17 protein-coding genes and 1 pseudogene are annotated in these 25,876 nt (G+C 73.0%); all 18 read right to left on the reverse strand.

Translation table 11 applies throughout. The features are described from left to right. On the reverse strand, nucleotides 1-788 hold a 788-nt coding region (locus tag AC07A6_RS38150), incomplete at its 3' end, for an adenosylhomocysteinase (protein ID WP_478780179.1). A 35-nt stretch (nucleotides 789-823) separates the two neighbouring features. Next, on the reverse strand, nucleotides 824-4,282 hold the full coding sequence (metH, locus tag AC07A6_RS38155; protein WP_478780180.1) for a methionine synthase: 3,459 nt from the start codon (nucleotides 4,280-4,282) through the stop codon (nucleotides 824-826). Then, the gene (locus AC07A6_RS38160) at nucleotides 4,279-5,262 is read right to left on the reverse strand and encodes a carbohydrate kinase family protein (protein WP_478780181.1); all 984 of its coding nucleotides are present in this window, start codon (nucleotides 5,260-5,262) and stop codon (nucleotides 4,279-4,281) included. The genes metH and AC07A6_RS38160 overlap by 4 nt, the downstream gene beginning before the upstream one ends. A gap of 1 nt (nucleotide 5,263) precedes the next feature. Continuing rightward, nucleotides 5,264-6,472 carry a methionine adenosyltransferase gene (gene metK / locus AC07A6_RS38165; RefSeq protein ID WP_478780182.1) on the reverse strand — a complete coding sequence of 403 codons (1,209 nt, stop codon included), beginning with the start codon at nucleotides 6,470-6,472 and terminating at the stop codon, nucleotides 5,264-5,266. Then, nucleotides 6,469-7,239 carry a holo-ACP synthase gene (gene acpS / locus AC07A6_RS38170; RefSeq protein ID WP_478780183.1) on the reverse strand — a complete coding sequence of 257 codons (771 nt, stop codon included), beginning with the start codon at nucleotides 7,237-7,239 and terminating at the stop codon, nucleotides 6,469-6,471. The genes metK and acpS overlap by 4 nt, the downstream gene beginning before the upstream one ends. Before the next feature lies 1 nt (nucleotide 7,240). Then, on the reverse strand, nucleotides 7,241-8,125 hold the full coding sequence (locus tag AC07A6_RS38175) for a class-II aminoacyl-tRNA synthetase family protein (protein ID WP_478780184.1): 885 nt from the start codon (nucleotides 8,123-8,125) through the stop codon (nucleotides 7,241-7,243). 32 nt (nucleotides 8,126-8,157) lie between these two features. Then, nucleotides 8,158-9,051 carry a diiron oxygenase gene (locus tag AC07A6_RS38180; protein ID WP_125819021.1) on the reverse strand — a complete coding sequence of 298 codons (894 nt, stop codon included), beginning with the start codon at nucleotides 9,049-9,051 and terminating at the stop codon, nucleotides 8,158-8,160. Nucleotides 9,052-9,139: 88 nt separating this feature from the next. Then, complete coding sequence (locus tag AC07A6_RS38185) at nucleotides 9,140-10,186, reverse strand: methyltransferase domain-containing protein (protein WP_478780185.1); 1,047 nt, start codon at nucleotides 10,184-10,186, stop codon at nucleotides 9,140-9,142. After that, nucleotides 10,183-11,022, reverse strand: coding sequence for a class I SAM-dependent methyltransferase (locus AC07A6_RS38190; protein ID WP_478780186.1), 840 nt, complete (start codon nucleotides 11,020-11,022; stop codon nucleotides 10,183-10,185). Before AC07A6_RS38190 ends, AC07A6_RS38185 begins: the two co-directional genes overlap by 4 nt. A 37-nt stretch (nucleotides 11,023-11,059) precedes the next feature. Then, nucleotides 11,060-11,566 (reverse strand): MaoC family dehydratase, encoded by a 507-nt coding sequence (locus AC07A6_RS38195; RefSeq protein WP_362469520.1) that lies wholly within the window; start codon nucleotides 11,564-11,566, stop codon nucleotides 11,060-11,062. Nucleotides 11,567-11,668: 102 nt separating this feature from the next. Beyond that, nucleotides 11,669-12,847 (reverse strand): trans-sulfuration enzyme family protein, encoded by a 1,179-nt coding sequence (locus AC07A6_RS38200; protein WP_478780187.1) that lies wholly within the window; start codon nucleotides 12,845-12,847, stop codon nucleotides 11,669-11,671. A gap of 165 nt (nucleotides 12,848-13,012) precedes the next feature. Further along, nucleotides 13,013-14,473 carry an MFS transporter gene (locus AC07A6_RS38205; RefSeq protein ID WP_386273427.1) on the reverse strand — a complete coding sequence of 487 codons (1,461 nt, stop codon included), beginning with the start codon at nucleotides 14,471-14,473 and terminating at the stop codon, nucleotides 13,013-13,015. Nucleotides 14,474-14,641: 168 nt separating this feature from the next. After that, nucleotides 14,642-16,684 (reverse strand): elongation factor G, encoded by a 2,043-nt coding sequence (fusA, locus tag AC07A6_RS38210; RefSeq protein ID WP_478780188.1) that lies wholly within the window; start codon nucleotides 16,682-16,684, stop codon nucleotides 14,642-14,644. 318 nt (nucleotides 16,685-17,002) lie between these two features. Continuing rightward, complete coding sequence (locus AC07A6_RS38215) at nucleotides 17,003-17,749, reverse strand: tyrosine-protein phosphatase (RefSeq protein ID WP_478780189.1); 747 nt, start codon at nucleotides 17,747-17,749, stop codon at nucleotides 17,003-17,005. A 46-nt stretch (nucleotides 17,750-17,795) separates the two neighbouring features. Then, nucleotides 17,796-21,839, reverse strand: coding sequence for an SAV_2336 N-terminal domain-related protein (locus tag AC07A6_RS38220; protein ID WP_478780190.1), 4,044 nt, complete (start codon nucleotides 21,837-21,839; stop codon nucleotides 17,796-17,798). Continuing rightward, a complete protein-coding gene (locus AC07A6_RS38225; protein ID WP_362469502.1) occupies nucleotides 21,836-22,903 on the reverse strand; it encodes an AAA family ATPase in 1,068 nt (355 codons plus the stop codon). The genes AC07A6_RS38220 and AC07A6_RS38225 overlap by 4 nt, the downstream gene beginning before the upstream one ends. An 83-nt stretch (nucleotides 22,904-22,986) precedes the next feature. Continuing rightward, entirely contained in the window at nucleotides 22,987-25,041 is a 2,055-nt protein-coding gene (locus AC07A6_RS38230) for a VMAP-C domain-containing protein (RefSeq protein WP_478780191.1), read from the reverse strand. Beyond that, nucleotides 25,038-25,876: pseudogene (locus AC07A6_RS38235) on the reverse strand (hypothetical protein); the annotation flags it as partial. The pseudogene AC07A6_RS38235 and the gene AC07A6_RS38230, both read right to left, overlap by 4 nt.

Raw genomic sequence — 25,876 nt, forward strand, 5'->3', positions numbered from 1 at the left:
CAGCCCTTGCCGACGTCGCCGTAACCGCACACGACCGCGACCTTGCCGCCGATCAGCACGTCGGTGGCACGGTTGATGCCGTCGATCAGGGAGTGCCGGCAGCCGTACTTGTTGTCGAACTTCGACTTCGTCACGGCGTCGTTCACGTTGATCGCCGGGAACAGGAGGGCACCGGCCTGGTGCATCTCGTAGAGGCGGTGGACACCGGTCGTGGTCTCCTCCGTCACCCCCCGGATCCCGGAGGCCAGCTCCGTCCAGTTCAGGGAGGAGCGGCCCAGCAGTTCGAGGACGAGGGCCATCTCCTCGTTGTCGGCGGTCGACGGGTCGGGAACGGCCCCGGCCTTCTCGAACTCGACGCCCTTGTGGACGAGGAGGGTGGCGTCACCACCGTCGTCCAGGATCATGTTCGGGCCCTCGTGCCCGGGCCAGGTCAGCGCCTGCTCCGTACACCACCAGTACTCCTCCAGCGTCTCGCCCTTCCAGGCGAACACCGGGATCCCGGCGGCCGCGATGGCCGCCGCCGCGTGGTCCTGCGTCGAGTAGATGTTGCAGGACACCCAGCGGACCTCGGCGCCGAGGGCGACGAGGGTCTCGATCAGGACGGCGGTCTGCACCGTCATGTGCAGCGAGCCGGTGATGCGGGCGCCGGCCAGCGGCCGCGCCTCGGCGTACTCCTCGCGGATCGACATCAGACCCGGCATCTCGTGCTCGGCCAGGGTGATCTCCTTGCGGCCGAAGGCGGCGAGGGAGAGGTCCGCGACCTTGAAGTCCGTGAACCCGTCAGACATGGGAAGTGCTCCTTGAACTCGTCCGGCACCGGAGGTCATCGGCGGCCTCCGGCGTTGAAGTAGCCGGCCTCGGGGTGGTGGATGACGATGGCGTCGGTGGACTGCTCGGGGTGGAGCTGGAACTCCTCCGAGAGGTGCACGCCGATCCGCTCCGGCCGGAGCAGGTCGGCGATCTTCGCCCGGTCGGCCAGCTCGGGGCAGGCCGGGTAGCCGAGGGAGTAGCGGCAGCCCTGGTACTCGGTGCGGAACATGCCCTCCATGGCGGCCGGATCCGACCCGGCGATGCCCAGTTCGGCGCGGACCCGGGCGTGCCAGTACTCGGCGAGGGCCTCGGCGAGCTGGACGGAGAGGCCGTGCAGCTCCAGGTACTCGCGGTAGGAGTCGGACTCGAACAGCCCGGCCGTGGCCTCGCCGATCCTGGAGCCGACGGTGACCACCTGGAAGCCGACGACGTCGACCTCGCCCGAGTCGTCCGGGCGTACGAAGTCGGAGAGGCAGAGCCGGCGTCCGCGGCCCTGGCGGGGGAAGGTGAACCGGGTCCGCTCTCCCCCGTCCTCGTCGAGGACGATCAGGTCCTCGCCCTTGGAGACGCACGGGAAGTAGCCGTAGACCACGGCGGCCTCCAGGAGCCGCTCGGTGTGCAGCCGGTCCAGCCAGCCGCGCAGCCTGGGCCGGCCCTCCGTCTCGACGGAGCCCGCGTCCTTGAGGCCCCACTGGCCCTTGAAGAGCGCCTGCTCGTCGAGCCAGCCCGCGTACTCCTTGAGCGGGATGCCCTTGACGACCCGGGTGCCGAGGAACGGCGGCTCGGGCACCGGGTTGTCGACGGCCACGTCGGAGCGGCCGCCGGTCTCCTCCGGCTCGTGCACGTCGAGTACGGGCGCCCGCTGCGGTACGCGGCGCTGCTTGAGGGGCGGGAGTTCGGCGCCGGGGACTCCGCGCTTGACCGCGATCAGGGCGTCCATCAGCCGCAGGCCCTCGAACGCGTCCCGGGCGTAGCGGACCTCGCCCTCGTAGATCTCGTGGAGGTCCTGCTCGACGTAGGCGCGGGTCAGGGCGGCGCCGCCGAGGATCACCGGGTAGTCGGCCGCCAGCTTGCGCTGGTTGAGCTCCTCCAGGTTCTCCTTCATGATCACCGTGGACTTCACCAGGAGCCCCGACATGCCGATCACGTCGGCCTTGTGCTCCTGCGCGGCCTCCAGGATCGCCGAGACCGGCTGCTTGATCCCGATGTTCACGACGTTGTAGCCGTTGTTGGTCAGGATGATGTCGACCAGGTTCTTGCCGATGTCGTGCACGTCACCGCGGACGGTCGCCAGGACGATGGTGCCCTTGCCGTCCGCGTCGGTCTTCTCCATGTGCGGCTCCAGGTAGGCCACGGCAGTCTTCATCACCTCCGCCGACTGGAGGACGAACGGCAGCTGCATCTGCCCGGAGCCGAACAGCTCACCGACGACCTTCATGCCCTCCAGGAGCGTGTCGTTGACGATGTCCAGCGCCGGCCGGGACGCGAGGGCCTCGTCGAGGTCGGCCTCCAGGCCGTTCTTCTCCCCGTCGATGATCCGCCGCTGCAGACGCTCCTCCAGCGGCAGGGCGAGGAGCTCCTCGGTCTTGCCCGCCTTCATCGACTTCGTGTTGACGCCCTCGAACAGCGCCATCAGCTTCTGCAGCGGGTCGTAGTCGCCCTCACGCCGGTCGTAGATCAGGTCGAGGGCCGTGTTGACCTGCTCCTCGTCGAAGCGGGCGATCGGGAGGATCTTCGACGCGTGCACGATCGCCGAATCCAGGCCGGCCTTGACGCACTCGTCGAGGAACACGGAGTTGAGCAGGACGCGGGCGGCCGGGTTCAGACCGAAGGAGATGTTCGACAGACCCAGCGTGGTCTGCACGTCCGGGTGGCGGCGCTTGAGCTCGCGGATCGACTCGATCGTCGCGATCCCGTCCTTACGGGACTCCTCCTGCCCCGTGCAGATCGTGAACGTCAGGGTGTCGATCAGGATGTCCGACTCCCGGATCCCCCAGTTCGACGTCAGGTCCTCGATCAAACGCTCCGCGATCGCGACCTTGTGCTCGACCGTGCGGGCCTGGCCCTCCTCGTCGATCGTCAGCGCGATCAGCGCAGCACCGTGCTCCTGCGCCAGCCGCGTCACCTTCGCGAAACGCGACTCCGGGCCGTCACCGTCCTCGTAGTTGACCGAGTTGATGACCGCACGCCCGCCCAGCTTCTCCAGACCCGCCTGGATCACCGGAACCTCGGTCGAGTCCAGCACGATGGGCAGCGTCGAAGCGGTCGCGAAGCGGCCCGCGAGTTCCTGCATGTCCGCGACACCGTCACGGCCCACGTAGTCCACGCACAGGTCCAGCATGTGCGCGCCCTCACGGATCTGGTCCCGCGCCATCTCCACGCAGTCGTCCCAGCGGGCATCCAGCATCGCCTCACGGAACTTCTTCGACCCGTTCGCGTTCGTCCGCTCACCGATCGCCATGTACGAGGTGTCCTGCCGGAACGGCACCGTCTGGTACAGCGAAGCCGCACCCGCCTCCGGCTGCGGACTCCGCTCCGCGACCGCCGCACCCCGCACCCGCTCCACGACCTGCCGCAGATGCTCCGGCGTCGTCCCGCAGCAGCCGCCCACCAGGGAGAGGCCGTACTCGTGGACGAAGGTCTCCTGCGCGTCCGCCAGCTCCACCGCCGACAGCGGATAGTGCGCACCCTGCTTCGTCAGCACCGGCAGACCCGCGTTCGGCATGCACGACAGCGGAATGCGGGCATTGCGCGCGAGGTAGCGCAGGTGCTCGCTCATCTCCGCCGGACCGGTCGCACAGTTCAGACCGATCATGTCGATCCCCAGCGGCTCCAACGCCGTCAGCGCCGCCCCGATCTCGGAGCCCAGCAGCATCGTGCCGGTCGCTTCCACGGTGACCTGGACGATCAGCGGGAGGTCTCCCATGCCGCACCAGTCCAGTGCCCGTCGGGCCCCGATGACGGCGGCCTTGGTCTGGAGGAGGTCCTGGGTGGTCTCCACGAGCAGGGCGTCCGCGCCGCCCCGGATCAGGCCCTCGGCGCTCTGCTGGTAGGCCTCGCGCAGGGGGTCGTACGCCACGTGTCCGAGGGTGGGCAGCTTGGTGCCGGGGCCCAGGGAGCCGAGCACCCAGCGGGGCCGGCCGTCCCGGGCGGTGTGGGCGTCCGCCGATTCGCGGGCGATGCGGGCTCCGGTTTCGGAGAGTTCGTAGACCTTGTCCTCGATGCCGTACTCGGCGAGCGCGGACAGGTTGCTGCCGAAGGTGTTGGTCTCGACGCAGTCCACGCCGACGGCGAAGTACGCGTCGTGGACCGAGCGGACGATGTCGGGGCGGGTGAGGTTGAGGACCTCGTTGCAGCCCTCCAGCCCGAGGAAGTCGTCCAGGGTGGGGTCGGCGTCCTGGAGCATGGTGCCCATGGCGCCGTCCGCGACGACGACGCGCCTGGCGAGCTCCTCCCGCAGTGACCGTCTCATTCCAGGGCCCCCAGGTGTGTGGACAGTTCCGCCGCCGTGGCCGGGCCGTACGCGGTGCGGAGCCGGGCCAGCAGCGGTTCGCGTTCCAGGCGGTACTCCTGGGTGCCGGTGTGGTCGAGGACGGTCGCCGCGACCGCGCAGCCCAGCCGGGCCGCGGACCGCTCGGGGACGCCCCAGGCCGTGCCGGCGAGGAAGCCGGCCCTGAAGGCGTCGCCGACGCCCGTCGGGTCGACGACCTCGGCGACCCGTACGGCGGGCACGGTGAGCGGTTCGCGGCCCGCCGTGCGGATCCGTACGCCGTCCTCGCCGCGCGTGGTGACCCAGGAGCCGACGCGCCGCAGGATCTGCTCCTCGGTGAGTCCGGACCGCTCGCACAGCAGGGCGGACTCGTACTCGTTGGTGAACAGCCGCTGCGCGCCGTCGACCAGTTCGCGCACCTCGAAGCGGCCGAGCCGGGCCAGCTGCTGGGAGGGGTCGGAGGCGAAGGGGATGCCGAGTTCGCGGCAGCCCCGGGTGTGGCGGAGCATGGCCTCGGGGTCGTCCGGCGAGACCAGGACCAGGTCCGGTCTGCCGTGGCGGGCGACGACCTCCCGCAGGTCGATCTCGCGGGCTTCGGCCATGGCGCCCGCGTAGAAGGTCGCTATCTGGTTCTGCTCCTGGTCGGTGGTGCAGACGAAGCGGGCGGTGTGGCGGGTGTCGCTCACGCGGACGGCGTCAGTGTCCACCCCGTGGTCCTTGAGCCACACCCGGTAGGGCTCGAAGTCCCCGCCCACCGCGCCGACCAGCGACGGGCGCAGTCCCAGCACGCCCAGCCCGAAGGCGATGTTCGCCGCCACCCCGCCCCGACGCACTTCCAGGTTGTCGGCGAGGAACGACAGGGAGACCCGGTCCAGCCGGTCCGCGAGCAGCTGGTCCGCGAACCGGCCGGGGAAGGTCATCAGGTGATCGGTCGCGATGGACCCGGTGACAGCGATGCGCATGTCAGACCCCGGCGGCCTTGCGCAGCGCGTGCACGCGGTCGGTGCGCTCCCAGGTGAAGTCCGGCAGCTCGCGGCCGAAGTGGCCGTAGGCGGCGGTCTGGGCGTAGATCGGCCGGAGCAGGTCGAGGTCGCGGACGATCGCGGCGGGGCGGAGGTCGAAGACCTCGGAGACGGCTTCCTGGATCCGCTCGTCGGGCAGGGTGCCGGTGCCGAAGGTCTCGACGAAGAGGCCGACGGGCTCGGCCTTGCCGATGGCGTAGGCGACCTGGACCTCGCAGCGCGCGGCCAGGCCGGCGGCGACGACGTTCTTCGCGACCCAGCGCATGGCGTACGCGGCCGAGCGGTCCACCTTCGACGGGTCCTTGCCGGAGAAGGCACCGCCGCCGTGGCGGGCCATGCCGCCGTACGTGTCGATGATGATCTTGCGGCCGGTCAGGCCGGCGTCGCCCATCGGGCCGCCGATCTCGAAGCGGCCGGTCGGGTTCACCAGCAGGCGGTAGCCCTCGGTGTCCAGCTTGATGCCGTCCTCGGCCAGCTGCGCGAGGACGTGCTCGACGACGAACTCGCGGATGTCCGGGGTCAGCAGCGCGTCGAGGTCGATGTCGGCGGCGTGCTGGGTGGAGACCACCACCGTGTCGAGGCGGACGGCCTTGGCGCCGTCGTACTCGATGGTGACCTGGGTCTTGCCGTCGGGGCGCAGGTAGGGGATCTTCCCGTTCTTGCGGACCTCGGTCAGGCGGCGCGAGAGGCGGTGCGCGATGTGGATGGGCAGCGGCATCAGCTCGGGCGTCTCGTCCGTGGCGTAGCCGAACATCAGGCCCTGGTCGCCCGCGCCCTGCCGGTCGAGTTCGTCGCCCTCGCCCTCGACGCGCTGCTCGTAGGCGGTGTCGACGCCCTGGGCGATGTCCGGGGACTGGGCGCCGATGGACACCGACACGCCGCAGGAGGCGCCGTCGAAGCCCTTCTTGGAGGAGTCGTAGCCGATGTCGAGGATGGCTCCGCGGACGAGTTCGGCGATCGGCGCGTACGCCGTCGTGGTGACCTCTCCGGCGATGTGGACCTGGCCGGTGGTGATGAGGGTCTCGACGGCGACGCGGGAGGCCGGGTCCTCGCGCAGGAGGGCGTCGAGGATGGTGTCGCTGATCCGGTCGGCGATCTTGTCGGGATGGCCTTCGGTGACGGACTCGGAGGTGAACAGGCGCTTGCTCATGCCTGGACCGCCTTGGCGGTGAAGAAGTGGGTGCGGATGGCGTCGAGGGTGCGGATCTCGTCGACCTCCAGGGTCTCCAGCTGGATGGCGCGGCCGCTGTGCTGCTCCAGCAGGAAGACGAACTCGACGAAGGACAGGGAGTCGATCAGCCGGGTCTCGATGAGGTCGAGGTCGCCGGCGATGTCGTCGAGCTCCTCGTGGCGGGCGAGGAGCCAGTTCTTCACGAGCTGCAGACCGTCGGACATGGTGTCTCTCCTTGAAGTGCTGTGTACGGGTGGGGTGGGGGGCGCGGGAGCGGGCTCCGGGGCGGGGCCCGGTGCCGGGAGGGGCTCGGGGACGGCGTTCGGGTCCAGTACGGGGGCGGCGACCGCCACCGCGTAGTCCACGTCGTGGCTGATGGTCACGGTGATCCCGGCGATGCCGGAGCGCTCGGCCATCTCGGCGGCGGACCGGTGGAGTTCCACGAGCGGCCAGCCGCCCTCGGAGCGCCGCACGATGATGTCCCGCCAGGGCAGGAACACGGCGCCGACGCGGAGGGTCTTGAACGCTGCCTCCTTGGCGGCGATCCGCCCGCACAGGCTCAGTACGTCGAGCTTGGCGGAGGTGCGGCAGTCGGCGAGTTCGCCGGGGGTGAGCATGCGCTGGAAGAAGTCCTCGCCGTAGAGGCGCAGGAGCCGGCGGACACGGGTGACGGACACGATGTCCATGCCGAGGTTCGCCCAGCCCAGGCCGCCCGCCGGCGGGGCGACGACGGGTCGGGTCGGCACCTCAGATCGCCGGCCCGGCCGCGTTCGCGCGCAGGACCGCCGCGGTCGCGGCACCCCAGCTGCCGTGGCGGCGGGTGAGCGCGGACAGCCAGCGCTCCAGTCCGAAGGCGACGCAGCTGGTGAAGGCGGGGCCGCCGCCGGAGGCGAGGGGGATGTCGCACCGGTCGCCGAAGAAGTTGCGGTGGGTGTTGACCGAGGCGATCGCGAGGTCCTCGTACAGGAACTCGTGCTTGACCGGGGTCAGGCGCTGGAGGACGGCCTTGGAGCTGCCCTTGTCGAAGAAGGGGTCGCAGGCGGCCTCGCGGCTCAGCGGCAGGTCCAGGGCCTCGGCGAAGGCGTTGATCCGCCGGGTGAAGGTGGCGAGGTGCTGTTCGGCGTGCTCGCGGGTGCCTATGGCGACGATCTCCCGCATGCGGAAGCCGAGCTGGCGGCGCAGTCCCTCGTAGTGGGCCTCCTTGCGGAAGCACCAGCCGACGACGGTGACGAGCTCGTCGTCGGCGGCCGGGCGGCCCTGGTGGTCGATGTAGACGGCGTAGCAGGACGCGGACGGCAGGCCGAGGGCGGCCGGTTCCAGCGCGTCACAGGGGAAGCAGCCGGTGTCGGGACAGAACTCGCTGGTGTCCCGGACGTCCAGGTTCAGCGGGGCCGCCACGACGGCCTGGTGGGGGAAGTTGTCGTAGTAGTCGAGCCGGGCCAGGTCGGCCGCCGGCAGCAGCGGGGGCATGGTCATCGAGCGGGCGCCCGCCTGGACGCCCCAGCTCTCGAAGGTGTCGTCGAGCAGCCGCAGCAGGGCGGTGCCCTCGGGGCCCAGCGACGGCAGGCCCGTGGTGGCCGGGGCCGGGGCCGGGGCGGTGGCGGTGGTCATGGCGGTGGTCATGGCGGTCATGGGGAGTCACCTCTCGGACGGCGGTGGGACTCTCAGACGACGGGCAGGACGTCGTCCGTGAAGATCCCGGTCTTCAGGAAGAATCCGAGCGGCTTGCGGATGGTCTTGCGCTCGAAGGGCCGGCGGCGCTCGTCGGCGACCAGTGCGTTGCGCAGGCCCACCGGGTCGGCGATGCCGGCGTCGCGGTAGACGTGCGGGTTGTAGAGGGAGTTGAGGCTGTAGACGACGTACCGCTTGAGGTAGGCCTCGACCTCGGCGACGCGGGCGGCGGGGACGGCCTGGCGCATCCGGTCGAAGAGCAGGGAGACCAGTTCGCGGCCGAAGGCGATGTGCCGGGACTCGTCCTGGTGGTGGATGCGGTTGACCTCGCGGATGGTGTGGCAGAGGTCCTCGTCCCGCGCCATCCGCGTGTTGTAGTGGTCGACGAGCTCCTCGAAGAACAGGATGCGGGCGAAGACCAGGAAGTTCTCCACCTCCGGCTCCCAGGCGGAGTCGGCGCGCAGGGCGGTGGAGCCGTAGATCTTGTCGCCGTAGCGGCGGCAGAACTCGGCGAAGAACCACATGTGCTCGTTCTCCTCACCGATGAAGTGGTGGAAGAAGTCCGAGGGCACCTCGAAGCCGGGCATGTGGATGCGGCCGACGACCTCGATGAGCAGTTCGCGGATGCCGTGCACGTTGAGGCTGTAGAAGTTGATGCTCTCCCACTTGGAGAGGCGCTGGAGGGTTTCCTCGCCGAGCTCCTCGTAGAAGGGGGTGCCGTAGACGGTGAGCAGTTCGGGGGTCATCCACATGCGGCCCTCGTCGAGCTTCTCGGGCCAGTCGAACTGCTGGTACGGGTTGTAGTACTCCTCGATGGAGCGGTGGCTGAGCCGTTCCAGGACTTCAAGGAACCGGTCGGTGACCGGCAGGGGGGCGCTGACGCCCATGGTGACTCCTCGGGGTGTGTGGTGGTGCCGGGGCCGCCGGGGCGGCCCCTCGCTCGCGGCGCGGGCCGGGTGCGGCCGGCCCTGCGGCCTACGGCCGGACTTCGTAGACGGCGTTGACCGGGGTCTCGGTGGCGCGGCGCCAGCGGGTGAAGCCGGCCTCTTCGGCGATGGCGCGGAAGGCCTTCTCGCCGGAGTGGTTGCCGAGCGCGTGGGGGCCGCGCTGGGCGACGGCGACGGGCAGGCACATGACGGCGGAGAGGGCCATGAACATGCGGGCGGCCGGGGTCTGGGTGTCGATGTCGTCGGGCGAGACGTTCGACTCGACGAGCATCCAGGTGCCGTCCGCGTCCAGGGACTTGTGGACGTGCTGGGCGGCGGAGACCGGGTCGCCCATGTCGTGCAGGGCGTTGAAGAAGGTGACGAGGTCGTAGCCGGTGCCGGGGTAGTCGTCGGCGGAGGCGACCTCGAAGACGACGCGGTCGGAGAGCCCGGCCTCGTCGGCGAGCCGGCGGGCGATCGAGACGGCCTCTTCGGAGTAGTCGAAGCCGTGGACGGTCGCCTGCGGGAAGGCCTTCGCGATCAGCAGGGTGGTGTGGCCGACGCCGCAGCCGACGTCGGCGACGGTGCCGCCGGCGGCGAGCTTGCCGGTGACCCCGGTGAGGGCGGGCAGCCATTCGGGGACGAGGCGGTGCTCGTAGGTGGGCTGGAAGAAGCTGCCCATGCCGGTGTCGAGGGCCGGGTCGTGCTCGGCCCAGCCGACGCCGTCGCCGGTGCGGTACGCGTCGACGAGGAGGTCCTCGGTGCCGTAGAGGGCCTTGAGGGCGGTGAAGAACCCGGCGGCGAAGGTGACGGCGGTGGGGTCTGCCAGCACGGGGGCGTGGTCGGCGGGCAGCGTGTACGTGCCGGCGCTCGGGTGGCGCTCGACGTAGCCGGCGCTCAGCTGGGCGTGCAGCCACTCCTCGGCGTAGCGGGTGTTGATCCCGGTGCGCTCGGCGAGCTGGGCGGGGGTCAGCGGGCCGGCCTCGGCCAGCGCCCGGTACAGGCCGAGGCGTTCGCCGAGGGCGACGGTCAGACCGCGTACGGCGGCGCCGGCGTCGCTGATGACGCGCTGGTGGAAGTCGTGGACGGCGGTCATGCTGCCTTCACCTCGGCGGTCGGGAGGTCACAGGTGAACAGGAAGGAGCGCGGGACGCGGGGGACGCTGCGGGCGGGCACCGGGTAGGGCCAGCGGCCGAAGTCGGCGCCGTCCTCGCCGGGCTGGCGGACCTCGCGGACGTCCCAGCCGCATTCGGCGAGGAGTTCCTCGGGGGTCTCCGTGCCGAAGAGCCACGGGTTCCCGTCCTCTTCGAGGCAGTTGAGGAAGGGCCGGGAGAGCGGGTTCTGCAGGGCGGCCTTGCTGATGACGTCGCCGAGCAGGACGGATCCGGGCGCGGAGTGGCCGGCCAGGGTGGAGATGAGGCCGCGTACGGCTTCCTCGGGGAGGAAGAAGAGGAGGCCCTCGACGACCCACAGCACGGGCTGGTCGGCGCGCCAGCCGGCTTCCTCCAAGGGGCCGGTCCAGTCCTGGGTGAGGTCGACGGGGACGGTGACGCGGGTGCGTCCGGCGGGCGCCGGCTCGTCGGCGAGCATCTCGGCCTTGGCCTCCAGGAGGGCGGGCCGGTCGAGTTCGTAGACGGTGACGCCGTCGGGCCACGGGAGCCGGAAGAAGCGGGTGTCCATGCCGGCGGCGAGGAACACGACCTGGCGGATGCCGTGTTCCTGGACGGTGCGGACGATCTGCCGGTCCAGGTAGGTGGTGCGGATGGCGAGGAACGGCACGGTGCCGGCGCCGGCGTAGCGCTCCAGCAGGTCGAAGCCGATGGTGTCGGCGACGGTGCGCGCGTACGGGTCGGCGAACAGCCGGTCCTCGCGCTCGGTTTCCAGGGCCCGCGCGGCGGCGGTCCACTGGGCGGTGCGGGATACGGCCTCCACGGGAGGCTCCCTTCACTCGGCGGGCGGGGGGGAAAGGTCAGGCCAGGGAGCGGACGCGGACGACCGGGTCCTCGGCGGCGGCGGGGTGCGGTGCGTCGCACTCGGCGGGCCGCCGCTCGAAGATGCTGTGCAGGATCATGCTGAACACGACGTTCCCGTCGGCGTCGGCCAGCGTGCACTTGGGCTGGACGACGCCGGTGCGCGGGTTGAACGGCGAGGGGCGCGAGCCCAGGATCTCGACGCGCGCCGTGAGCACGTCCCCGGGGCGGACGGGCCGCAGGTAGCGGATCTCGTCGACGCCGGGGGAGCCGGTACAGGCGCTGTAGGCGAGGAGCCCGTCGACGTAGCGGCGCATGAACATCGAGGCGCTGTGCCAGCCGCTGGCGATCAGGCCGCCGAACGGGGTCTGTGCGGCGAGCGCCGGATCGGTGTGGAAGGGCTGCGGGTCGAAGCGCCTGCCGAACTCCAGCACCTCCTCCGCCGTGACGGTGACGGTGCCCAGTTCGTGGACGTCGCCGGTCCGGAAGTCCTCGAAGTAGCGCATCACGCAACCCCCTTGACGGAGAGGAGTGGTTTCTCTGGCGTGAACCAATCTACGAATCAGCCGATTATTTTGTCAACCCAAAAGAAGACCGCTCTGCCTGTTCTACCGCAGCGCCTGTTCCACGTCCTGCCAGAGGTCCTCCGGATCCTCGATCCCCACCGACATCCGGACCAGGCCCGGACCGATGCCGGCACGCGCCAACGCCCCCTCGTCCAGCTCCCGGTGGGAAGTGCTCGCCGGGTGCGTGACCAGCGTCTCCACCCCGCCCAGCGACAGCGCGAGCCGCGCGAGGCGCACCCCCTCGACGAAGGCGCGGCCGGCCTCCCGGCCGCCGTGCAGCTCGAAGGAGAGCAGCCCCCCGCCGCCGGAGAGCACCTTGCGGGCCATCGCGTACGAGGGGTGCGTTCCCAGCCACGGCCAGTGCACGGCCGCCACCGCGGGGTGGGCCGCCAGCCGCTGCGCGAGCAGGCCCGCGTTGGCGCAGTGCTCGCGCATCCGCAGCGGCAGCGTGGCGATCCCGCGCAGCGTCAGCCAGACGGCGAACGGGTCGGCGCTCGCGCCGAGTTCGACCGTGCGCGGCCACACCTCCCGGCGCAGGGAGTCGTCCGCGAAGACGGCGGCGCCGCCCAGGACGTCGGAGTGCCCGGCTAGGTACTTGGTGGTGGAGTGGAGCACGATGTCGGCGCCGTGCTCGATCGGCCGGCACAGGACGGGCGAGGCCAGGGAGTTGTCCACGGCGCTGATCACCCCGAGGCGCCGGGCCGCCGCCAGCAGGCCGGGCAGGTCGGGGACCTGGCCGGTGGGGTTGGCGATGGTCTCCAGGACCAGCAGCCGGGTACGGGGCCCGGCGAGCGCCTCGAACTCCCGCGCGTCGTCACCGCCGATGTGGTCGACCCGCACCCCGTAGCGCTCCTTCAGGTCGCTCAGCGCCGCGTACGTCCCGCCGTACAGGCAGCGCTGCGCGATCACCTGGTCGCCGGGGCGCAGCAGGGCGAGCAGGACCCCGCTGATGGCGCCCATCCCGGAGGCGAAGGCGATGGCCGAGGCCCCGCCCTCCAGTCCGGCGAGGGTGCGCTCCAGGGCTCGCACGGTGGGGTTGCCGCGGCGGCTGTAGACGTAGTCGCCGTCGGGGCCGGACATGGCGCGCGCCAGGTCGTCGGCGGAGTCGAAGGCGAAGGCGGAGGACTGGACGAGCGGTACGGACAGCGGGCGGCTCGCGGGGACTTCGAGCTCGTGGGCCACGTGCACCGCGCGGGTGCGGATGTCGCGGACGTCCTTCATCGAGGGGTCTGCCTCTCGTTCGGGTGCGGGATGCGGGTGCGGGTTCCGGGTGCGGGATGCGGAGGCGGGATGCGGGTACGGGATGCGGGTACGGAAAAAGGGGTCGCCCGACGTCCGGGGCGGACGTCGGGCGACCCCTTGGGTGAGTGCGGGCTGTCCCGTACGTCACACCCCCGCCGTCTCGCTGCGCGACGCCGGGGCGTCGGCGGCGGGAGCGGCTTCGGGAGCGGCTGCCGGGGCGGCGGACCTGTCGCCCTTCATCGCGATCAGGGTGATCACCGCACCGGCGGCGGCGATGACCGCGGCGCCGATGAAGGCGGCGCTGAACCCGTCGGTGAGGGCGGTCAGGTTGCCCAGCTCACCGGCGCCCTGGGTGGTGGCGAGCGCGGTGAGCGCGGCCAGGCCGAGGGCGGAGCCCACGTTGTAGGTGGTGTTGACGATGCCGGAGGCGAGGCCGGCCTGCTCCTGCGGGGCGCCGGACATCGCGGACATCATCGCCGGGATGTACGCGAGCGCCATGCCGAGCGCGGCGACGAGCGAGGCGGGCAGGACGTCGACGAGGAAGGTGCCGGTCGGCTCGACGGCGGCCAGCCAGACCAGCCCGGCGGCGAGGGCGAACAGGCCCGCGACGATCAGCGGCTTGGCCCCGAAGCGGCCCATGAGGCGGGCGGTGATGGCCGTCATGAAGATCATCAGCAGCACCGTCATGGGGAGCAGCGCCGCACCGGAGGCGAAGGCGCCGTAGTTCAGCACCTGCTGGAGGTACAGGTTGAGGAAGTACCACATCGGGATCCAGGCGGCGCCGAGCAGCGTCATCGCGAGGTTGGCCGAGCCCAGGCGCGGGATCCGCCACACGCTGAGCGGCATGAGCGGCTCGCGGACGGTCCGCTGGATCACGAAGAAGAGGGCGAGCAGCACGGCCGCGCCGACCAGCTCCAGCACGGTGGCGGTGGCGCCCCAGCCGACCTCGGGGGCCCGGACGACGGCGAACACGGCGAGCGCGAGCCCGGCGGTGACGGCGGCGGCGCCGAGGACGTCGACGGAACCGCGGCGGGCCTGGACGGCGGGCAGCAGCCCGGTGGCGGCGAGGGTCGCGACGCCGATCGGGACGTAGATGATGAAGACCCACGGCCAGCTCACCCACTCGGTGAACACGCCGCCGAGGAACACGCCGGCCGTACCGCCGGCGGGGGCGGCGGCGCCGTAGAGGGCCATCGCCTTGCCGAGCTCCTTGGGGTTGTGCCCGAAGAGCATCATCAGCAGCGTCATGGCCGAGGGCGCGATCAGCGCGCCGCCGACCCCCTGGACGGCCCGGCCGGCGATCTCCACCGAGGCGCTCTGCGCGGCGGCCGCGAGCACCGAGCCCACGATCATGACCACCCAGCCGGTGGCGAAGATCCTGCGGGCGCCGAACAGGTCGGAGAGCCGCCCGCCGAGCAGCAGTAACCCGCCGAAGACGATGACGTAGGCGTTGAAGACCCACTGGAGCTCGCCCTGGGAGAAGCCCAGGTCCTTCTGCATCTCGGGGAGCGCGACCCCGATGATCGAGGTGTCCATGATGACCATGAACTGAGCGGCGGCAAGCACGCCAAGTGCCCACCAGCGCCGGGGATTGACGGTTGACATTGCCCTGACCCTCCTCTGCCGTATACCCCTGGGGGGTACCTTCGCGTAGCAACGTAGCATACCCATGGGGGGTATGTAAGGGCGGTGTCTGAACGCATCCGGAAACGGCTCGGGCCCCGCCCCGGCCGAAGCCGGGACGGGACCCGAGGGAGTTGTGGCCGCCGTGTACTAGCGGGCCGTCAGGGTCGCCGCCACCCCCGCGGGGACGGGCGCCAGACCCGCCGGGCGGCTGGTGAAGGCCCCCCGGCCCTGGGTGCGGCCGCGCAGCCGGGACGCGTACCCGAACAGCTCGGCCAGCGGCACCGTCGCCGTGACCACCGTGGTCCCGGACTGCCCGGCCGAGCCCGTGACCCGGCCGCGGCGGGCGGCGAGGTCCCCGAGGACCGCGCCGACACCGTCGTCCGGAACCGTCACGGTGACCTCCGCGACCGGCTCCAGCAGCTCCGCCCCGCAGGCGCGCAGGGCGTCGCGCAGCGCGAACCGGCCCGCCGCGCGGAACGCCATCTCCGAGGAGTCCTTGGAGTGCGTCGCCCCGTCGGTCAGGACCACCCGCACGCCCGTCACCGGATGCCCGCCGAGCGGACCCTCGGCGAGGGCGTCACGGCAGCCGGCCTCCACGGCCCGCGCGTACTCCTGCGGCACCCGCCCGCCCGTCACCGCCGAACGGAACTCGAAACCGGGCTCCCCCAGCGGCTCCACGTCGAGCACGACGTGCGCGAACTGTCCCGCGCCGCCGTCCTGTTTGACGTGCCGGTACACGAAACCGGTCACCCCGCGCACGACGGTCTCCCGGTAGGAGACCCGCGGCCGGCCCACGACGACCTCCACCCCGTGGAGACGGCGCACCTTCTCCACCGCCACCTCCAGGTGCAGCTCGCCCAGCCCCGACAGCACGGTCTGCCCGGTCTCCGCGTCGGTCCGCACCACCAGGGAGGGGTCCTCCTCGGCGAGCCGGGCCAGCGCGGAGGCCAGCCGCCCGGTGTCCGTACCCCGGCCCGCCTCGACCGCGACCGACACCACCGGGTCCGCCACCACGGGCGGCTCCAGCAGCAGGGGCGCCTCCGGCGCGCACAGGCTGGTGCCCGCCCGCGCCGACTTCAGCCCGACGACGGCGACGATGTCACCGGCCACCGCCTCCTCCCGCTCCTCGTGCCGGTCGGCCTGCACCCGCAGGATCCGCCCGACGCGTTCCGTCCGGCCCGTGGCCGGGTCCAGTACGGAGTCCCCCTTGCGCAGGGTCCCCGCGTAGACGCGCAGGTAGGTGAGCCGGCCGGTCGCCGTCGCCGTCACCTTGAAGGCGAGCGCGGCCAGCGGCTCCGCCGGGTCGGCGGCCCGCTCCCGCACCGGCGGCATGTCCCCCGGTGCGGGCAGGTACGCCACCACGGCGTCGAGCAGCGGCTCGATGCCCCGGTTGCGGTACGCGGACCCGCACAGCACGACCACCCCGTCCCCGGCGAGGGTCAGCTCGCGCAGGGCACGGACGAGGGTCCCCTCGCCCAGCCCGTCGCCGGCGCAGAACTCCTCCAGGGCCTCCGCGTGGAGTCCGGCCACCGTCTCCTCCAGCACCCGGCGCCTGCGCCGGGCCTCCTCCAGCAGCGGCCCGGGCACCGGCAGCTCCTCGTACGAGCCGTCGACCGCACCCCAGAGCAGGGCGCGCATCCGCAGCAGGTCGACGACGCCGGTGAAACCGTCCTCCCGGCCGACGGGCAGCTGCACGACCAGGGGCACGGCGCCGAGCCGCTCCCGGATCGAGTCGACGGCGGCGTCGAGGTCGGCGCCCGCCCGGTCCAGCTTGTTGACGAACGCGATCCTCGGCACGCCGTGCCGGTCGGCCTGCCGCCACACGGACTCGCTCTGCGGCTCGACACCGGCGACGGCGTCGAAGACCGCGACCGCCCCGTCGAGCACCCGCAGCGAGCGCTCGACCTCGTCGGCGAAGTCCACGTGGCCCGGCGTGTCGATCAGGTTGACCCGGTGCCCGTCCCAGGCGCAGCTGACGGCCGCCGCGAAGATGGTGATGCCGCGGTCGCGTTCCTGGGGGTCGTAGTCGGTGACGGTGGTGCCGTCGTGGACCTCGCCCCGCTTGTGGATGGCGCCGGTGGCGAAGAGGATCCGCTCGGTGACGGTGGTCTTGCCGGCGTCGACGTGGGCGAGGATGCCGAGGTTCCGCACGGCGGCGGCGGTGGTGTTGACGTGGGGTTCGGTGCGCATGGCCCGGGCCTTTCGGTGCCTGGGGTGGAAGAGGGCGGCGCGATTTCCGGGACGCGGGTGGGCCACCCCGCGGCAGGGCCGGCGGGGTTCTGTCTCCAAGGGTGCGTCACGGGCGTACGGTGACAGCCGCGCGGCTGTTACCGCGCGCTGCGGGACACCGGGATCACGTCGTACCGGCAGGGGGGAACGACGGCGGCGGTGCGGTTCGTACGCATGGCCCGGTTCCCCTTCTCTTCGCTCGGCATCGGCAGGCACCGCCCTGGCGGCGGCGCGCACCGCGACTGTAGGCGGCGCGCGCCGGCCGGGGCACCTGGTTTTTCAGGCGAGCAGCCGCTCCCGCAGCCGGGCCGTGGTCTGCGGGGTGATGCCGACGGCATCGGTGAGGTAGGCGGACGGGGACCCGTAACGGCCGGTCAGGTCGGCGAGGACGAGCTCCATGACGGCGGCCGGGGCGCGGCCGTACGAGGGCCAGCGCATGGTGCGGCCCGGGTTGGCGGCGTGCCAGTCGGCGGTGAGGCGCTCGGTGGCGAGCTCGGTGAGGGCGAAGTCGGCCAGGACCTCCTCCTCGGGCACGTCGAGCAGGGTCAGGACGAGGGCGGCGATCAGGCCGGTGCGGTCCTTGCCGGAGGTGCAGTGGAACACGGCGGGGCCGGGGCCGTCGGCGATCAGCTCGATCGCCCGCCGGATCTCGTCCACGCCGTCCTCGGCCACCTCCGCGAAGCGGTCGGCGAGGTAGCGCCAGGGGTCGAGGTCCGGGTCGATCTCGGCCTGGTCGTAGGGGCGGTGCTCGATGCTGAGGTTGGCGTACGTGAACCGCTCCGGCTCGGGTATCCGGCCCTTGGCCTCGATCTCCCAGGGGTAGCGCAGGTCGATCACGGTCCGCACACCGAGCCCGAGGAACCGCTCCCAGTCGGTGCCGGCGAGCTTCCCGAGGGAGTCGGCCCGATAGAGGACCCCCCAGCGGACCGTCCGTCCGTCGGCGGAGCAGTAGCCGCCCATATCGCGGAAGTTGTGGAGGCGGTCGAAGGGGACGTGGCGGGCGTCATCGGCGGCGGGCTGGGTCAACTGTGGCTCCTGGTACTGACGTTGGCTGTGACGTGGCCAGAATGCCTCAGGCGTCACCGGATTCCGGACGCTCGGGGGAGGTGATCTCCCACACCCCGTCCTCCTCGACGGCGGTCAAGCCACCGGGGAGGTCGAGGGGCCGGGCGAGGGTGACTTCGGTGAACGTGGCCTGCCCGTTGAAGACGACGCCGGCCAGGGAGAGGGCAGCCCGGAAGTCGCAGCCCTCGAAGGTGACGGACCCGTCGAAGACGGCCCCGTCGAAGACGGTGTCTCCTTTGAACTCGCCGCGCAGGAAGCGGGACGCGCCCTGGAAGACGGCTCCGGCGAAGCTGCTGCGCGCAGCCTCCGTCTCAGTCTTCGTGTCGACCCACCGGAGCAGGCCCTCGAACACGGCGCCGTCGAAGCTGACCGGTTCCGTGTACACACTGCTCTTCATCAAGACCGGACCCCGGAAGACGACGCCCTCGAAGCCCGCCCGCTCCCCGAACCGGGCTGTGTCGAATGCCGCCAGGCCCTGGAAGAGAGCCCCGGCGAAGACGGCCGGGCCGTCGAATCGGGCGTCGCGGAAAACCGCCTCCCCGTCGAAAACCACGGACTCGAAATCCGACGCCTGCGCGAAGCGGGTCCCCGTCGCGGAGAACGGCCCTTCGGACACGCCGCGTGCGAAGGAGACCGGTCCCCAGAAGACGGATGCACCGAGCGATGCGCCCCTCTTGAAGACGACCCGGTCGAAGTCCGCCCGGTCGCGCACCGCCATCCCGTCGAGCAACGCCTCCTCCTCCATGACGGCGTGCAGGAAGGACATGTCCTCGAACCAGGTGACCTCCGCGAACAGCGCCGCTCCGACGAAAACGGCACGGTCGAAGGCAGCCGCCCTCTCGAAGGCGGATCCTTCGAAAACCGCCTCCTGCTCGAAGACGGTCCGGTCGAAGGCGGCCGTGCCCCGGAATCTGGCCTGCTGGAAGTCCGCCCCGTTACTGAAGACCGCACGAGCGAAGGACGCGTTCGAAGCGAAGGTAATGGAGGTGAAGCCCGACGCACCCTCGAACACGGCGCAGTTGAAGTCGGCTCCGCCAGTGAAGATGCCTGCCTCGACCGCCCAGTCGTCCTTGAAGCACGCTCTGGCGAAGGCCGCCGAGCCCACCCTGACCCGTCCTGTCCCTGGTTCGCGCACCGCGTCGAGCACCCGCCCCAGCAGGCCCCCCTCGAAGGTGGTCCCCCGGAAGTCCAGGGAGGATCCGGGTCGCAGGCTGCTCAGGTAGGCGTCCTGCTCGGTTACCGGCAGATGGGCCAGGCAGCTGTGGCGGCCCGTCACCTTCACGCCGATGCACCCCGAGAGGTTCTCCTCCGACGCGCCGAAGCCGCAACGGGGCCAGACGGACTCCTCCAGCCGGTACGTCTCCGCGTCCGCCAGCAGCTCCGCCACTTGGGTGGGGTCCCCGAGGACGAACCATCCGCCCGGCTCCTCCCCCAACGGTTTGAGGGGACGCAGGGCCAGCGGGCCGAGGAGCTCGTGGAGTTCCTCGTACAGCGACCGGGAGAGGGTGAGCACGAGACTGAGCGTGTCGTCCGGGCCGCCGGTACGCAGCCACCCATTGACCACGTCGTTGTCGAGGAGCGGGTCGACGGTGTCGGCGTCGTCCCCCGGACCATGTACGGCCAGGGCCACGGCGAGCGGTGGGCCCGGGATGCGGACCCGCAGCACCGCCCGGTACAGCGCGAGCAGCAGGACTCCCGTCCGGCCGAAGGCATCCGGCCCTGACAGGGTGACGCGTACACCCATCGACGCGCTCTGCACCCGCCCCGCGACTTCGGCCTCGTCCATCGCCTCCGCCAGGAGGCTGGTCAGCTCCCGGCGGGCGGAGCGGGCGGGCCCGTGCACGCTCCCGTCCGCCCGCACGGCCAGGGTCACCACTCTGCCGGGTGCCCCGTCGCCCAGCGCCGCCCGGAAGCCGTCCTGGGCGAGCAGGGCCTCGGCCGTGAGGAAGACCATCCGGTCGGGCCGGACCGTGTGCACGACACCGCGCAGGCCGCCCGGCACCGACAACACCGGGGCACCCCTGAAGCGGGTCCAGTCCTCCGCCTCCGGTGAGATCCCGACGATCTCGCCGTTACGTGACCGGCCTTGCAGCCGTGTCTCGCCCGCGGCCGTGAGCCAGTCGTGACCGTCCGTGAATCCGGGCACGAAGACGAACGGTTCGTCCGGCGCGGACGACGTCTCCCAGGCCGTCGGCGTGAAGAACCCTGGGTCCGCCAGGTCCTCCCCGCTCTCCAGCAGCAGCACCCGCGGGCTCGCGTCGTCCCACCAGACGGGCCGGCAGGCGGCCTCCCTGCCGTCGGGTGTGCCGGCCCAGGCGACGGCGTCCCGGGGGTTCGCCACCTCCGCAGCGGTGAGCACCAGGCGGGGGGTCAGCAGGGTGCCGACCTCGCGCGGCTCGACGTGGGGTTCGAAGCGGACCCGCACCACCCCCTCGCCCGGATCCCGGCCGGGGCCCGGCCGCTCCATCGGCTCCCGTTCCACCGCCGGCCGCTCGGCGAACGGCAGCGCCCCCGCAGGGACCCGGCGGCGGCCCTCCTCCCCCGGCGTGACCCGGGTCGCGGAGAAGTCGGGGCCGGTGCCCCGGTGGCGGTGCATGAACTCCCAGACCCGGCGGCGCACCAGTTCCCGTACGGCGGCGACGTCCCCGCGCAGCTGGGAGCCGAGCAGCACGTCCCGTACCCCCGGCAGGAAGTCGAACTCCGCGTCCTCCGGTCGCTGCTGCCCCTCCCACGGGGCGAAGAGCCCCCCGAGGGCCACCTCCGCCAGGTGCCCGTGCTCGGAGTCGCGCAGCAGGGAGCGCCGTACGAGGGTCATCACGGGCAGCGTCAGCGGTACGGCGGCCAGGTGGGCGGCGAGCTGCTGGGCGGTCGGGGAGGCGCCGGCCCGGAACCGCTCGACCGCCTCCAGCGCGGTGGCGGCCCGGTGCGGCGGTGCCGTGCCGGGGGCGGGGGCGGCGTCCAGGCGCAGGCAGGCGAGGCGGCGCCAGCGCCCGTCCCCGGACACCGTCCGCACCAGCCGGGCCAGGCTGCCGGACGCGAGCCCCACCACCGGGACCACGGGCCCGCCGCCCCGCGCCCGCCGGGCGGCGGGCACCCGCTGCCAGGAGCGGGTGGCGGCGGCGGGCCGGTCGGAGCGGACGGCGAAGGGCACGGGCCGCACGGCGCCCCGGGTCCACAGCCGTTCGGGCAGTACGTTCAGCACGGCCACGGCGTTGTGGGCGCTCCAGTGCCGCAGGACGCGCAGCAGCGGGGTCTCCTGCCAGCCCCCGGCGACGGTGTCGGAGACGAGGAGGATCAGCCGCCGCCCGGCGGGGTCGGCGAGTTCCAGCGGGTTGCGGGGCGGGCCGCCGCGGCCCCGGGCGAGCATCGGGGTGCCGCCGGGGGCGGTGCCGGTGAGCTGCCAGGTGCGGACGTCGCGGAAGACCCCGCTCCGGGTGAACACCCCGCGCAGTTCGGCCACCAGGTCGCTCCACAGGAGCATCGAGGGGTGGGTGTCGACGACGAGGGCCAGGTCGAGCCAGCGGCTCTCGGCGGGGCGCAGGACCGGGGTGGGGACCATCGCCTCGATGCTGCGTTCGATGGTGAGCTGCTCGTCGAGTTCCTCACCGGGCCCGCCGATGGAGCGGCGTCCGACGGGCCGCAGCGACCGCATCAGGGCGAGCGGGTCGTCGAGGGAGGCGGTGCGGGGCAACCGCAGCGGTACGCCGCGCCGCGCGGGCGCGTCGGAAGCGGGTGCGTCGGAGGCGGGCGCGGCGGGCCGCTCCGGCCGGGCGGGGACGGCGGGGAACAGCTGGACGGCCCCGTCGGCGTCCGGGCCGGCCCGCCCGGCGGCGGCTGCGGGGTCGTCGGGGCGCGGGGGCGGCTCCGGGGCTTCGTCGGGGCCGTCGGGGCCGGGCGGGCGCACGCCGCCGTCCGGGGACCCGGCGGCGGCCGGGTCCACGCGGGCGGCCAGCCAGAGGATGTCGGCGATCTCCTCGGGGCCGACGGCGGTGCGGGGTGCGGCACCGTCCTCGGCGCCTTCGGCGAAGGCGGCGAGCAGCCTCTCGATCACGCGGTCGGCCCGGTGAGGTGCTGCATGACGGTGGCGAGGAAGCGGTCCCGGTCGGCGGGCGCCGACCAGGCTCCGGCCAGGCGCAGCTGGATGGCGTTCAGGAGCTGGTCGGTGGCCAGGTCGCCGTCCTCGGCGCGTTCGAGGAAGCTGCGGACGAGGTCCTGGTACTCGGCGGCGTCCTCGCCGGTGATGTCGACTCCCAGCCGGCCGCGCACGATGCGGGCGAGTTTCTCGGGTCCGGGTGCGTCCAGGTGGAGGCGGACGCAGCGGCGCAGGAAGGCGGGCGGGAAGTCGCGTTCGCCGTTGCTGGTGAGGATGACGACGGGGAAGTGGCGGCACTGCACGCGGCCCTGGGTGACGGCCACTCCGGCGTCGGGGTCGTCGTCGGTGCCGATGGCGACGGTGGGTTCCTCCTTGGCGAGGCGGGCCAGTTCGGGGATGGTGAAGCCGCCGTCCTCGAAGACGGTGAGGAGGTCGCCGGGCAGGTCGATGTCGCTCTTGTCGATCTCGTCGACGAGCAGGACGCGGGGCCGGCGCTGCGGGAGGAGGGCGGTGCCGAGCGGGCCCAGGCGCAGGTAGCGGGCGATGGAGGGCACGGCGGCCGGGGCTTCGGCGGTGCGGGCGCCGGGGGCGCGGACCTGTTCCAGTCCGGCCTCCTGGAGCCGGCCGATGGCGTCGTAGAGGTAGAGGCCGTCGCGCAGCACGGTGCGGCTGGTGATCGGCCAGTGCAGTACGGGGCCCAGGGCCAGGTCGGCGGCGATGCTGTAGGCGAGGGTGGACTTGCCGACGCCGGGCTTCCCGGTGATCAGCAGCGGCCGGCGCAGGTGCAGGGCGGTGTTGACCACGTCCTTCTCCGCCTCGTCGGGGACGTAGCCCTCGCCGCGCCTGCGGGTGCGCTCCCAGGCCTCGCCGGAGCAGCCGGGCGGCCCGTAGGCGGGGTCGGGCACGCCGGTGAAGTCCCGCCAGGGCGGCGGCGTCCCGGCTTCCAGCCGGGTGCGGCGCTCCTCGCCGGGGCCGGCGCCCCGGTACAGCCACCAGTCCTTCGCCACTGCCTGTGCCTCCATCGTCGGTTCGCGGGTGGTGCGTTCGGGTCGGGGCCCGTGGCGGGCCGGTTCTCGGGCCGTCGTGGGCGGTGGTGGTCAGGTGGTCAGGTGGCCAGGGAGCGGAGGTCGACCGTGTCGTCGGGATCGTCCCACAGCAACACCAACCGGTCTCCCCCTTCCGGCTCTTGGCCGGCGGCCGCCCGGCGCACGTCGCGCACGCGGGCGGGCAGGGCGAACACCGAGGGCGCCCCCGGACCGGCGTCGGGGGCGAGCAGCGCGGGCAGTCCCCCGGCGGGCGTTCCGCCGCCGCGGCGCCACACGGCGACGGGCACCCCACCTTCGAGGAGGGCGTCCAGCAGGGCGGCCGTACGGGTTCCGGAGACGTGCCCGAGGACGCAGGCGGGTGCGGGCGCCGCCCCCAGCCGCAGCCCGAGGGCGTCGGTGACGTCCGCGTCCTCGACGGTGCGCACGGCGTCGGGGTGCCGGCCGTCCTGGACGTGCAGCCAGCGCCACTTCTCCAGCCATTCGGTGCGGGTGTCCTCGCGTTCCTGCGGGCAGCGCACCACCACCTCGTGGACCGTGCCGAGCGGGCGGGTCCGGCCGCCCGGTCCGCGGCGGGGGACGGGCCACTGGTCGAAGTCCGTCTCCAGCAGTTCGTACGGGACGTGGAACTCGATCCGCCCGATGCCGCCGTGCGGCTGCCCGGCCCCGGCGCCCTCGGCGAGGCGGCGTACGAGTTCGGCGCGTACGGCTGCCAGTTGGACGGGGCTTCCCTCCGACTCCCATACGTGGCGGGTCCGTTCGCCGCGCAGCCACATCCGGGCCAGCAGGCCGTCCTCGCCGCCGGGCGGGGACTCCAGGCGCACGTGCAGGGTGGCCTTGCGGGCGGGGGCGGGCGGCGGGCGCAGGGCGGGTAGGGCGAGCCGCTCGCGGGTGGCCCTGACCCAGCGTGCGAGGGCCGCTGCCCACTCGGGGTCTTCGGGGCCGCCGCCGGGGCCTCCGCCGGGGCGGGCGGTCCGGTCGGCGAGGAAGTGCACGAAGGGCACCGCGAGCGGCATCCCGGTCCGGCCGCCCTGCCGTTCGTCGAGGTCGGCGACCACGTCGAGGAGGGTATCGGCGGGCAGCCCGCCGTCGACGGGGGTGGTGCAGCCGGCCGCCTTGAAGGCCCAGGCGTAGGCCTCGTACGCGCAGCGCGGCAGGTCACGGCCCTCGAACAGCTCGCCGAGCCCGTCCCAGCCCGCCTGGTCGAGGCGGGGGGCGCCGGGCAGGGACGGGCCGGGCGGGCCGTCGGCGGGGAAGTCGGGGAACGACGGGAAGTCCAGAAAGGAGTTGGCGTCCCAGTCGCGGTCCACGAGGAACTGCGGCAGCTGCCAGCCCTCGCCGCGTTCGCGCAGTCCCCGGAAGGCCAGGTGGATGCTGCGGGCGGCATCGGGCAGGAAGGCTGCGCCCTCCCCCACGGACCGGTCCCCGAGCTCGCCGAGCAGCGCCTCGGTGAACCGGCCGGCGCCCAGTTCTGCGTCGTTCTGCGCGGCCTCCCCCTCGCGGGAGGCGTACAGGCGGAACTGCCGCCGCCCCGGGACGGTGCGGCCGCCGCCGTAGTCGGCGCTGCCGAAGTTCCAGCGGCTGTCGCGGGGCGCGTCGACGCGGCAGGCGTCCACCAGTGCGGCCTGGAGCGGGAACCGCCGGTGCCCGACCAGGTCGGTGCGCCACCAGCGCAGCGCCGAGTCGAGGTTGAGGTGGCGGATCTGGCCGGGGCGGGCGTCGGCGCAGGGCAGCATCAGCTCCCGGTCGCGCCCGAGGTAGCCGTGCCCGGCCCAGAAGATCCACAGGAGGTCCCCGTCGCATTCGGGGAGTTCGTCGAGCAGGGCGGTGCGGGCGTTCGCCTCGGTCGCGGGCCGGTACGAGGTCCGCAGCGCGGCCAGGCCCTCGGACGCGGACCAGTCGAGGGCGTCGGGGTCGTCGAGCGGGGACAGCAGCAGCCGGACGTTCGCGGCGGGCACCTGGCCGGGCCCGGTCAGCCACCGGGCGAAGCGCAGGGCGTCCCGGGCGGGTCCGCGCAGGTTCCAGTGGTGGCTGATCTCGTACCGCTCGACCCCCGCGACGAGCGCGAAGGTGCGCCGGGGGTTCACGTCGGGGTGCGGCCGGCCGAGGGCCGTCACACCGTCCCCGCTTCGGTCACCGCCCGTTCGATGCGCTCGTAGAGGGACTGCTGTTTCCAGTAGGCGCTGTGGCTGGCGGGGAAGGGCTGGCGGCTGCTGATCTCGTGGTCGGTGACGCGGGGGTCGCCCGGGAAGACGGGTGCGGCGAGGTAGGACAGCACGTCCTGGCGGTCGTACACGTTGAGCCAGCGCGGGAAGCCGTACGGGAGCCGGCTGCCCGGGGCGAGGGCGGTGAGGGCGCCGAGTTCGTAGAGGTACGGGGCCTGCGAGCCGACGGTGACGAGCAGTTCGACGCCGGGGACGGGTCCGCCGTCGGCGGCCGCCAGCGCGAGCAGGTCCACCAGGGCGATGCCGCCGAGGCTGTGGCCGATCAGTACGGTGGGGCCGGGCCGGGCGGTGATCCGCTCGCGCAGGTACGCGCGCAGGCCGGCGCCCCGGGCCTGGTAGCGCAGGATGTCGCCGAGCGCGGGGGTGGCGCCGGCGGTGAGGGAGCCGCGCCAGGCGTTGAGCACGGGCTGCGTGGTGACCCGCAGCGCGAGCCGGCCGAGGACGGCGGCGGCCCGGGCCCCGGGGACGCGGGCGCCGCCGCCGAGGCGGGTGGTGAGGAGCTCGACGAGCCGGTCCCGTTCGGCGGCGGTGCAGTCGGCGTCGGCCCCGGCCCCGGCGAGGGCCCCGGCCGTGACGGCCCGGGCGAGGGCGGTGGCCAGCTCGCGGGCCTGCGGTTCGGCGGTGGCGGGGGGGGGCGCGCGGGGAGCGTCGGCGGAGCCAGGGGCGGGCTCCCGGGCGGCACGCAAGCAGGCAGCGCGGCAAGCACCCTCGCGCAGGTTACGCACCC

The sequence above is a fragment of the Streptomyces sp. NPDC044002 genome (assembly GCF_056434525.1).

Excerpts from the sequence above, each read along its gene's own strand:
- metH (WP_478780180.1), bottom strand. The coding sequence starts at position 4,282 with ATGAGACGGTCACTGCGGGAGGAGCTCGCCAGGCGCGTCGTCGTCGCG.
- AC07A6_RS38160 (WP_478780181.1), bottom strand. The coding sequence starts at position 5,262 with ATGCGCATCGCTGTCACCGGGTCCATCGCGACCGATCACCTGATGACC.
- metK (WP_478780182.1), bottom strand. The coding sequence starts at position 6,472 with ATGAGCAAGCGCCTGTTCACCTCCGAGTCCGTCACCGAAGGCCATCCC.
- AC07A6_RS38175 (WP_478780184.1), bottom strand. The coding sequence starts at position 8,125 with ATGACCGCCATGACCACCGCCATGACCACCGCCACCGCCCCGGCCCCG.
- AC07A6_RS38180 (WP_125819021.1), bottom strand. The coding sequence starts at position 9,051 with ATGGGCGTCAGCGCCCCCCTGCCGGTCACCGACCGGTTCCTTGAAGTC.
- AC07A6_RS38185 (WP_478780185.1), bottom strand. The coding sequence starts at position 10,186 with ATGACCGCCGTCCACGACTTCCACCAGCGCGTCATCAGCGACGCCGGC.
- AC07A6_RS38195 (WP_362469520.1), bottom strand. The coding sequence starts at position 11,566 with ATGCGCTACTTCGAGGACTTCCGGACCGGCGACGTCCACGAACTGGGC.
- AC07A6_RS38200 (WP_478780187.1), bottom strand. The coding sequence starts at position 12,847 with ATGAAGGACGTCCGCGACATCCGCACCCGCGCGGTGCACGTGGCCCAC.
- AC07A6_RS38205 (WP_386273427.1), bottom strand. The coding sequence starts at position 14,473 with ATGTCAACCGTCAATCCCCGGCGCTGGTGGGCACTTGGCGTGCTTGCC.
- fusA (WP_478780188.1), bottom strand. The coding sequence starts at position 16,684 with ATGCGCACCGAACCCCACGTCAACACCACCGCCGCCGCCGTGCGGAAC.
- AC07A6_RS38225 (WP_362469502.1), bottom strand. The coding sequence starts at position 22,903 with ATGGAGGCACAGGCAGTGGCGAAGGACTGGTGGCTGTACCGGGGCGCC.